Annotated in this window: 8 protein-coding genes; all 8 read right to left on the reverse strand. The window is 66.6% G+C overall.

Annotated elements, in window-relative coordinates; translation table 11 throughout:
- Positions 1-278: 278 nt before the first annotated feature.
- The 8 genes from ACTOQ3_RS43125 to ACTOQ3_RS43160 all read right to left on the reverse strand — a co-directional run bounded on the left by ACTOQ3_RS43125 (position 279) and on the right by ACTOQ3_RS43160 (position 8,038).
- A complete protein-coding gene (locus tag ACTOQ3_RS43125) occupies positions 279-440 on the reverse strand; it encodes a hypothetical protein (protein WP_440089840.1) in 162 nt (53 codons plus the stop codon).
- A gap of 24 nt (positions 441-464) precedes the next feature.
- Positions 465-2,945, reverse strand: coding sequence for an exo-rhamnogalacturonan lyase family protein (locus ACTOQ3_RS43130; protein ID WP_440089842.1), 2,481 nt, complete (start codon positions 2,943-2,945; stop codon positions 465-467).
- Entirely contained in the window at positions 2,942-3,859 is a 918-nt protein-coding gene (locus ACTOQ3_RS43135; RefSeq protein WP_440089844.1) for a carbohydrate ABC transporter permease, read from the reverse strand. Before ACTOQ3_RS43135 ends, ACTOQ3_RS43130 begins: the two co-directional genes overlap by 4 nt.
- A gap of 11 nt (positions 3,860-3,870) precedes the next feature.
- Complete coding sequence (locus ACTOQ3_RS43140) at positions 3,871-4,848, reverse strand: ABC transporter permease (protein ID WP_440089846.1); 978 nt, start codon at positions 4,846-4,848, stop codon at positions 3,871-3,873.
- 73 nt (positions 4,849-4,921) lie between these two features.
- Positions 4,922-6,469 carry an extracellular solute-binding protein gene (locus ACTOQ3_RS43145; protein ID WP_440089848.1) on the reverse strand — a complete coding sequence of 516 codons (1,548 nt, stop codon included), beginning with the start codon at positions 6,467-6,469 and terminating at the stop codon, positions 4,922-4,924.
- Positions 6,469-7,044, reverse strand: coding sequence for a YesL family protein (locus tag ACTOQ3_RS43150; RefSeq protein ID WP_440089849.1), 576 nt, complete (start codon positions 7,042-7,044; stop codon positions 6,469-6,471). The genes ACTOQ3_RS43145 and ACTOQ3_RS43150 overlap by 1 nt, the downstream gene beginning before the upstream one ends.
- A complete protein-coding gene (locus ACTOQ3_RS43155) occupies positions 7,041-7,670 on the reverse strand; it encodes a DUF1961 family protein (RefSeq protein ID WP_440089850.1) in 630 nt (209 codons plus the stop codon). Before ACTOQ3_RS43155 ends, ACTOQ3_RS43150 begins: the two co-directional genes overlap by 4 nt.
- Positions 7,667-8,038: a beta-galactosidase gene (locus tag ACTOQ3_RS43160; RefSeq protein ID WP_440089851.1), complete on the reverse strand. Its 372-nt coding sequence runs from the start codon at positions 8,036-8,038 to the stop codon at positions 7,667-7,669. The genes ACTOQ3_RS43155 and ACTOQ3_RS43160 overlap by 4 nt, the downstream gene beginning before the upstream one ends.
- Between the last annotated feature and the right edge of the window lie 539 nt (positions 8,039-8,577).

Below are 8,577 nucleotides of genomic sequence, written 5' to 3' on the forward strand. Positions count from 1 at the left end.
GTCGTCTCGACGTGACCGCGGATCCGCGGATCCGCGGCGCAGCCCTCACGCCCCCGGTGCCGATCTCGTGCCATGTGGGTCTGTCCAGTGAACGGCTCTGTCTCACTTTCGGCTCTGGCCCACTTTCGGTGGTGACCGAGCGTGGTCACAGGCGATAAGGGCGCGCTAGGGATGAATCAGCTGGCCAAAAGGGGTCGTGACGCGGTCCGGCCGCAAGGGCACGGGCAATCGCACGATCTCTCGGGCGTTTGATGAGGAACTCGCCCAGCTCCGCGGCGTCAGCTTGATGCGCACGTTCCGTCACCACCGAAAGTGAGCCAGAGCCGAAAACCGTACAGTCCCGGCGTGGCCGGAGCGATCGTATGGGTGGTCCACTTGACCGAGCCGTCCGGCCAACAGGCGATCGGCCGGCTCTGCGCCACGGCGCCGTCGCTCAGCACGAAGGTCCGCTCCTCGGCGAGTACCTACCTCCGAGGGATGAGTGCCAGGAGCTGAATCGCCGCCAGCGCGTACTGGCTGGCGTCGTTGGTGGAGACATACGGAGCCTCGTCGACGGGCATGAGGACGCTCACATCTCGGACGTGGGTGAGCTGCCAGTCGCGCTGGGCCTGCAGGGGGTTGACGTTGAGCTGGTCGCCTTCGCCGACGTCGAAGGCGTGCCATGCCACGTCGGCCAGACTCCGGTCCCCGGTACGGACGGCGGCGTAGGCGGCCAGGCGGCTGTGCGCCTGGATCAGCGAGACACCCCTGAGCTCCGGGTCGGTGAGATAGCGGCGGCAGTACTCCAGCCACGCCTCCTCGAAGCCGACCACCCCCAGGTCGAGGTCGATCAGTTCCGCGCAGACCTCCGGCAACCCGAAGACGGCCGACAGGTGGGAGAGGGTGATCTCGTCCGCCGTCCGGCGTAGACGACCGTCACGCAGCTCCGCCTCCCCGGCCAGGAAGCCATGTGGCAGGATCGCCAGATCGGCCATCGTGCCCAGCAGCTTGTCGCGCGCGCCGACGTCGCGGTGGCGCTCCCACCGGGTGAGCCACATCGCCGCGAGCGCGCCCCAGTCGGTGCCCAGGCCGATCCTCGGCTCGGAGACGTCGCGATACTTCCGCAGGGGGTCGAGTGCGGCGACCGCGTCCTCGGACAGTTCGTCCATGAGGTCGCCGGTGCGCTCGTCGGCGGTCAGGTAGTAGAACATGCGCCGGTAGATCGCACTGGAGATGCGCAGCTGCTTGCAGGAGCAGCCCCAGTGCTGCACGTTGTGCCTGGAGCCCAGGCCCTTCCACGGGCCCAGGTGGTAGACGTCCACCTCGCCGGTGTGGCGGGTCATCGCCTCGGCGAAGCGGAACACGTCGGCACGGCCGGTGCGCAGGAACTGGTACCACAGCCACAGATCGGGTGACAGCTCGGAGTTGTCCCACGCGTAGCCGCCGATGTCGTAGCGCCAGGTGTGCCGGTCGGCGTCGTAGGTGTGCATGACGTCGCCGTAGTCCCAGAACCCGTACCAGCGGCGTTGCTCCTGCTGCGCGAGGTAGTGGTCGAAGAGGAAGTCCAGCCGCTCCTCGATCGGCGCGTCGTCGGAGCGCGGCGCCCACGTGCCGAAGACGCCCGCCTCCTTGATCCACTCGGGGGAGGCTACCAGCAGCCCCGGGGTGAGACCGGCGGCGCGCTCGGCCAGCGCCTCGTTCGACGGGGTGGCCTCGAACAGGCACAGCGACAGTTCGTGGGTGCGGGCGATGCCGTACGGGGTGCCGTACCCGGGCTCGTGGTCCTCGTAGGTGATCTCCAGGCCCTCCAGCTGCTCCCTGTGGCTCTCCTGGCCCAGGCCGTCGTGCCAGAAGCGCAGGTCCATGGGCTGGGCGCCGGGGGAGTGGAGCCAGACGGTCGCGGCCGCCAGGCCGGTGGCGGCGTCGCGGATGTCGAGCCGGGTGGGGTGGAGCTTCCAGAAGTCACGCAGGCCGAAGCCGAGACCGCCGCTGATGCCGCCCACGTAGCCGTACCCCTGGGAGCGGGTGCCGGAGGGGATCGTCACCCAGCCATGCCCCGGCTTGGTGCGCTTGCGCAGCAGGAAGCCGTCGGCGCTGTTCTGGTCGAGCGTGTAGTCGCTCCAGGTGGGAATCAGGTGCAGGTGGTCGGCCAGCGCCGACGGATCGGCCGCCCGCCCTTCGACCTGCGCCCGCCGTACGGCCGCGCCGGGGTCGCGGCGCAGGCCGGTCAGGCCGCGCACGGCCTCGGTCAGGAACCCGGTCGCCGATCCCGCCTCGCCGAATTCCCTGGACGGCCCCGCCAGCCGGACGTGCCGGTCGTGCGGCTCGTCGCGCATGATCACGTCGGCGCGCAGGCCGAGTCCGCGCAGGAAGTCACGCTCCGGGTCGCCGTCCCAGACGAAGCTGTGGACCAGGCGGACCTCGGGCGAGCCCGCGTAGAAGTACAGGCGCACGGTGAACGGCAGCCGGGCACCATGCCTGCCCTCGACCCTGACCACCGCGCGGACCGGGCCGGCCTGCTCGACGGTGACCCGCTCGACGGTGGCGGTCACCTCGTCGTCGTGGATGCTGACCAGGCGGACGTTCCTGACGATCTCGCGGGAGCGGTGTCGTCGCGAGCTCTCCGACTCCGTGTACGAGATGGACTCGATGAGCCCGCCGCCGAGTCGCCAGGTGACCGGGCCCGAGCGGATCGTCCGGCCGGTCACGGTGACCGGATGCTCGGGCAGGGTGGGAACGGCCCGCGGGCAGAGCTCGTAGGCGTCGGAGGGGTCGCTCTGCGGGCCGATGGCGTGGGCGGACCACTTGACCGAGCCGTCCGGCCAGGTGGCGGTGACCCAGCTCTGCACGGGAGTGCCGTCGCGCAGGGCGAAACCGGTCCCTGCGGCCACGGTGCCGCGCGGCCAGGGAACTCCCCAGGTGACACCCTGCCTGCGCGCCCCGTCGAGCCAGCGTACTTCGGTCATTCCTTCACCGAACCGATCATGACGCCCTTGGCGAAGTGTTTCTGCAGGAACGGGTAGACCAGCAGGATCGGCAGAGTCGCGACGACCACGACGGCGAACTTGATGCCCTGCTCGGGGAAGAGCACCGTGTCGAAGGCCGAGACCGACCGCTCGGCGTTGACGCTGGTGAGCATCCGGACCAGTACCTGGAGCGTCCACTTGTCGTTGTCGTTGATGTAGAGCAGGGGCGACATGTAGTCGTTCCATATGCCGACCGCGTAGAAGAGCGAGAAGGTGGCGATGATCGGCTTGGACAGGGGCAGCACGATCCGCCAGAAGACCCCCAGCTCGTTGCAGCCGTCGATGCGGGCGGCCTCTTCGAGTGCCTCCGGCAGTTCCTGGAAAAAGCTCTTAACGATGATCAGATAGAAGGGGTTGATCGCCAGAGGCAGGATCAGTGCCCAGTAGCTGTCGAGCATGCCGAGGTCTCGCACCACCAGGTAGGTGGGAATCATGCCACCGCTGAACACGATGGTGAAGATGACCAGGTTCAGTATCAGGGTTCGGCCGGGAAGTGCCCGTTTGGACAGCGGGTAGGCCATGGTGAGCGTCAACATGACCTGCACCAGCGTGCCGACCGCCGTCACGCAGATGGTGGTGATCATCGCCTTGAGGAAGACGGGAGTGCTGAAGATGTAGTCGTAGGTGCTGGTGATGAACGTGTCCGGCCACAGGAAGAACGGCCTGGTGGCGATCTCCGCCTCGGTGGCGAAGGACCCGGCCAGCACGTACATCAGTGGCAGGATGGTCACCAGCGCCAGGCCGACGAGGAATGCGATGTTGAACGCGTCGAAGAGCCGGCTGCCCCAGGAGCTGTAGTTGCTCACCGTGGCGGGGGTTTCCGCCAGCTTCTTCGCGGTCAGGTTGTGCGCCATGCACCCCTCCTTCAGAACAGGCCCCGCTGGCCGAGGCGCTTGGCCAGCCAGTTGCAGCCGAAGATGAGCACCAGTCCGGCGACGCCCTTGAACAGACCGACCGCGGTGGCGTAGCTGTAGCCGCCCTGTGTGATGCCGACGTAGTAGACGAAGGTGTCGAAGACGTCGGCGACGCCCGCGTTGAGCGAGTTCCGCAGCAGCCAGAACTGCTCGAAGCTCTGGTCGAGCAGGTTGCCGGAGGTGAGGATGGCCATGATGACGATGGTGGGCCGGATGGCGGGCAGGGTGATGTGCCAGAACTGGCTCCAGCGCCCGGCGCCGTCCATGCGGGCGGCCTCGTACAGGTCGGGGTTGACCCCGGCCAGCGCGGCCAGGTAGATGATCGTGCCCCAGCCGGTGGTCTTCCAGACCGTCTGCAGCATGATGATCGGCCGAAACCACGCCTCCTGGGCGACGTAGTCGACCTTCTGCCCGCCCGTGATCGAATGGATCCAGTCGGCGATCACGCCGTAGTCGACGGAGAAGAGCAGATACGTCAGCGACGCGACGATGGTCCAGGCCAGGAAGTGCGGAATGTAGATGAGCGACTGGACCGCACGTTTGAGCCAGCGCACCCGCAGTTCGTTGAGCAGGAGCGCGACGATGATCGGCGCCGGGAAGGCGATCAGGATCGTCAGCAGCGCGATGATCATCGTGTTGCCCATCAGGCGGCCGAAGTCGGGCCCGGTGAACAGATCCTCGAAGTGCTTGAGTCCCACCCATTCGCTGCCTTCGACGCCGAGGAACGGCACGAAATCCTTGAACGCGATGGACAGGCCGTACATCGGCCAGTACCTGAAGATGGCGAAGTAGGCCAGGCCGGGCAGCAGCATCAGGAAGAGCCAGCGGTGGCGCCCGAACGTGGACAGAGGTGGGAACAACCTGCCGCGTGGCCCTGCGGGCTTGTCGGTGGCCACCTTGGCGGGCACCCGTGCCAGGTCGGTGGCCATGGCGGCCTCCTTTCTCGCGTGTTCCGCGAGGGACTCGGTGGGAGTCCCTCGCGGAACACGGCGTGTCAGGGCGTCAGCCCTTGTTGATCAGTTCCAGGAGCTCGGCCATGACCTGGGTGCCGCCGCTGTCGTACCAGCGCTTGATCTCGGCTTTGAACTGCTCCTCGGTGAGCTCACCCGCGAGGAACTTGATCCGCCCGTCGGTGGGGATCGGGTTCAGCGTGGCGCCCTTGTCCACCGCGGTCTTGGAGATGTAGGGCAGGGTCGGGTCGTGCTGCGCCGTCTGCAGGTCGAGTTCGGAGAGAGTCTTCTTCTCTTCCTCGATGGCCTGCTCCTCGGGGGTGGCGCGCTTCCACTCGTACGCCTTGTCGCTTGAGAAGCCGACGCTGGCGCTGGTGCCGAGCTGGATGAAGCCCTTCTCTACATCGTTGTTGATGGTCTGGATGGCGGGGTCCTGGTCGTTGATCTTGACTGCGTACTCGCCGTCGAGTTTGAAGTTCCTCCCCTCGATGCCGTTGTTCAGGAGGGTCGCGCCTTCCTTGGAGGCCAGCTTGTCCATCATCTTGAGCACGTCGTCGAGCTGCGCTTCGGTCTTGATGGTCTGCTTGGAGATGGCGATGACGTCGTTGTAGCCGGTGAAGGGCAGCGAGAACTTCTGGCCGTCGGGGCGTTTGAGGTTGCCCGCCATCGCGACCTTGGTCTGGTAGTCGCTCGCGTCCGCCTGCTTGAACAGTTGGAACAGCTGGTCGGCGCGAACGTTGACGTCGATGATGATGCCGCCCTTGCCCTGGACGAACGGGTCGCTCCACTTGGCGGTGTCGAGCGTGGCCCAGTCGGGGTTGGTCAAGCCCTCGTCGATGAACTTCTTGATGTACTTCTGCGCCTCCCAGAACTCGGGAGCGTCGAACTCCGGCACCAGCTTTCCGTCGCGCACCGCGTGGCCGTTCGGGGCGCCGAACCAGACGTCGATCGCGTTGTACGGGCTGGAGGCGCTGAAGTTGGGAGCCGGCCACTTCGGCAGGATCAGGCCGTAGGTGTCCTTCTTGCCGTTGCCGTCGGGGTCCTTCTCGGTGAAGGCCTTGGCGATCTCGTAGAGATCGTCGGTGGTCTCCGGCTCCTTCAGGCCCAGCTTGTCCAGCCAGTCCTTGCGCAGCAGGATCGCCGAGCGAAGCAGCGGACGGATCCGGTAGACGCCGTAGTTCTTGCCGTTGGTGGAGGCGTTGGCCAGGATCCGGGGGTCCTGGGGCAGGTTCGGGTATTTCTTGATCTTGTCCGTCAGATCCCAGAAGGCCCCAGCCTGGGCCGCCTTGGTGAACGCGGCGTCCTTGGGGTTGACGACCAGGAGGTCGGGCAGCTTGTCCGAGGCCAGGGTGACGTTGGTCTTCGAGGGGTAGTCCGCGTCCGGCACCCAGGTGATGTTGAGCTTTTTGCCGACGAGCTTCTCCACGGCCTTGTGCATTTCGCCGTTGGGGTCCGGTGCGGCGCCGAAGAGCTTGACCATGAGGTTCAGCGCGGCGGGCGCGGCCTGGCCGCCTTCGTTCTCGCTGCCGCACGCGGCCGCGCCGAACAAGGTTGTTAGCGCAAACATGCCGGCCAGCAGTCGGCGGGGGGTGGTGTTCATCAGTTGCCTTTCGCAAGCAGGAGCGCCTCGTTCTCGGCGAAGAAGCGCAAGGCCAGCCAGGTGTTCAGCTGGATCCAGCCGCCCACGGCGAGCGTGGGAAGCAGGAGGGGCAGGAGTGACACCGCGTAGGCCGTCGCCGCCAGGGCGAACAGCAGCACGATCGAGGACGCGGGCCGGGCGAGCGCGAACAGCGACGCCTTGGGGAGGTAGTCGCGTGGCCGCAGGTCGAAATGGACGTACATGGGCAGCAGGTATGCCGCGATCATCGCCAGGAACAGCAGGGCGATCAGGGAGGCCGCGCCGTACAGGGTCGTGGTGGACAGTACGGCCGCCGCCAGGAGGATCGGGAGTACCAGCAGCGAGCCCCGCGCGAACTCCCGCCGGTAGGTGGTGGCGAACGCGCGCAGGGGCGGGAAACCCTCGCCCATCGCGTGTCTGCGGGCGAGGGTGTAGGCGGCCACCGTCGCCGGGCCGATGCCCAGGACGACGCCGCCGGCCAGGGTGAACAGCAGCCACAGCGCGTTGAGGCGGATGGCCCACCACACCTCGTCGAAGGCCGGGTAGAGGCGCATCATGGCGAGGTCACCTTCAGGTTGGCGTACTCACCGATCAGCGGAGCCATCTGGCGAAAGCCGATCTTCCCGCCAGGCAGCGGGTGCTCGTCGCGCCAGCGGAAGCTCTCCAGGCCGTTGACTGAGAAGGCGATCTCACCCCCGGCCACGGTCAGGCGCATCTCGTACGGCCCCTGGGCGTCGAGCGCCGCGGGCAGCGGGTCCGGCCCTTGGGCGACGAGGTGGAAGCCGTGGCTCTTGCGCAGGTTGCAGGTGTGCAACCTGCGCTCCGACGGCCACATCCGGCGGAAGTAGGAGACGTGGTAGGCGTCCAGGTCGCCGTGGTGGTACTGCTCGTACGGACCGGTGCGAGGAGCGAGGTCGAACAGGTCCTCGCCCTGCCTGCCTCGCGCGTGGAAGAACACGATGGCCAGGCCGGGCTCGTTGACCGGCCAGAACTCCCACTCGATCGTGACGTCTCCGTCGAAGTCCTCGGGGCACCACAGGACGATGTTGGCCTCCTGGCCGTCCTCCGATGGCCGCAGGCTCTCCAGCCGCATCCGGCCCCTTGGGAAGGTGATCGCGCCGGAGCCCTCCAGCTGGAAGCCCTTGACGTCCTCGGGAATGGCCAGGGCGTTGTGGTAGCTCATCCTCCTCCCTCCTCTAGGAAAGCGCTTTCCGGATGAGCAGTTCGAACAGCGCCAGGTGAGACCGACAGGACCCCCTCGACAGGCGCGCCCTCGGGGGGCGCCGTGGCGACCTCGCGCCAGATCTTGGTGCCGACGCCGGCGTGCGGGACCGTGCCCGAGTGCCACTTCTCGGCACCGGCCCGCGAGGTGCGCCACTGGAAGAAGGTGGTGGCGTCGGCGGCCACCACGTCCACCTCGGCACCGAAGCCGAACCGGTCCATTTCCCGATGCCGGCGGAGCATCAGGTTGATGGTCTTCAGTACGACAGGCGTGATCCAGGCTCGTTCCGGCCACCGCTCGGGGTTCCGGGCGCCGCCGTAGACGATCACATGCTCTCCTGGCTCTTGTCAGCTCTGCGTTAGGGGGGATTAAAACGTTCTTCTTCTGGCAGCACAAGACCCCATTTCAGGAAACGGTGTTAGCGTGCGGTTGCGGTCAGGGCGCAACAACCCAATACTGATGACGATTGCCCGCGTAGCTGCCTCCACGGGGGTGGTGCATGGGTTTCCCCAGCTAGCGAGCGTGTCGCCGTGAAATGAGGACGATCATCGCGTGATCCTTCGAGTGCGAACTTCCAGCTCGAAGGAGAAGAAAGCAATGGCCGTGAACAACAGTGAACCTTTTTCATCTTCTGGCGGCCAACCGCTGGTCACAGTATGACCGTAGGGCCGGTGTTCGCCTGATGACGCAAAGAAGCTCCTGGTAGACGGGCTGATCACCACGATCACGTTCGTCACAACCAGAGGCTTCGGACGCTGTTCTACCGTGCTGCCGTCCCTTTAATGAGTGGGCGAAAGAGGGGTGCGTCGCCGTCACCCCTCTTTCTCATGTCCGCGTTCTCCGTCCGGGTCTCATTCGAGGACGAAGC

The organism is Streptosporangium sp. LJ11, from assembly GCF_051918945.1.
Lineage (GTDB): Bacteria > Actinomycetota > Actinomycetes > Streptosporangiales > Streptosporangiaceae > Streptosporangium.